Here is a 1,139-nt window from a genome sequence, read left to right on the forward strand (position 1 = left end):
CCAAAAACATGCTCATCACAAAAGAGATGCTATTTTAGAAGTGTTTGAATATTTAGAGTCTGAGCCACTATTAGCTGCACTCTTATCTGAAAATGGGACAAAAGAAATCCAAAATTTCTTGAGAAATAAGCTTCACATCATGCTTAGCACCGACCTTCAGAAACGCTTTATGAAACTACAACTCACTCCAATTGAATTAGAATACAGTAGCATTTATCTAACAAATGCTCTATTTGGTGTTTGCCAGACTTGGATTGCTCACGGAAAAAAAGAAAGTCCGCAAGAAATGACAGACTTCCTTATGAAAATGTTAGGTGATGTAAACTAAAAAAGAACACCAGTGGTGTTCTTTTTATCTAACTCCGCCAGTAGGACTCGAACCTACGACATCATGATTAACAGTCATGCGCTACTACCAACTGAGCTATGGCGGATAAAATAGTCCGTACGGGATTCGAACCCGTGTTACCGCCGTGAAAAGGCGGTGTCTTAACCCCTTGACCAACGGACCATCTATCTGTAGCAGATATAACCATTATATCAATTTCTTACTAATTGTCAATCACTTTTTAGATTTTTTCTCTAGAATATCTTTTAGTTTGCGGACTTTTAAACGGGTAATAGGACAACGATGATCTTCATAAAAAACAACTTCTAAATTCTTTCGATCAATTTCTCTCACATTTCCCACATTGACAAGGAAAGATTTATGGGAGCAATAAAATCGCTGGGTATGTTTGTCCTTTTCCTGAATATCTGTCATAGTTCCATAGAATTCTTTAGCAAAATTCTTACCAATAATCCGAAGTTTATGAGAAACTCCTGTGGTTTCGATATACAAAATGTCATGGTAAGGAATTTTCAAATCATTTCCTTTATAGTTGTAATCAAAATAGTCTACAACATCTTCGTTTTCAAGCAGCATGCTCTTAGTGTAAAAAATACTCTGCTCGATGCGTTTTTTGAACAATTCATCATTGATATCTTTATCAACAAAATCTAGGGCTGATACCTGGTATTTGTACGTTAAGGTAGCAAATTCAGATCGACTAGTAATAAAGACAATAATAGCATAAGGATTGTGATGACGGATAAACTGAGCCACTTCAAAGCCTTTTTTCTCGATTCCATGAATATCG

The 1,139-nt window shown here is 35.9% G+C and carries 2 protein-coding genes and 2 tRNA genes; 1 reads left to right on the plus strand and 3 read right to left on the minus strand.

Annotated elements, in window-relative coordinates; all coding sequences use genetic code 11:
• Positions 1-328: TetR-like C-terminal domain-containing protein (locus GMD5S_RS0209705; protein ID WP_016893884.1), on the plus strand; the 328-nt coding region annotated here is incomplete at its 5' end.
• Between the two features lie 32 nt (positions 329-360).
• Here GMD5S_RS0209705 and GMD5S_RS0209710 read toward each other — a convergent pair.
• From GMD5S_RS0209710 to comE, 3 genes are all read right to left on the minus strand, one after another.
• A tRNA-Asn gene (locus tag GMD5S_RS0209710) sits at positions 361-434 on the minus strand.
• 5 nt (positions 435-439) lie between these two features.
• A tRNA-Glu gene (locus GMD5S_RS0209715) sits at positions 440-511 on the minus strand.
• 51 nt (positions 512-562) lie between these two features.
• A partial coding sequence (gene comE / locus GMD5S_RS0209720; RefSeq protein WP_016893885.1) for a competence system response regulator transcription factor ComE occupies positions 563-1,139 on the minus strand: 577 nt, incomplete at its 5' end.

It is taken from the genome of Streptococcus sp. GMD5S (assembly GCF_000298715.2).
Classification (GTDB): domain Bacteria; phylum Bacillota; class Bacilli; order Lactobacillales; family Streptococcaceae; genus Streptococcus.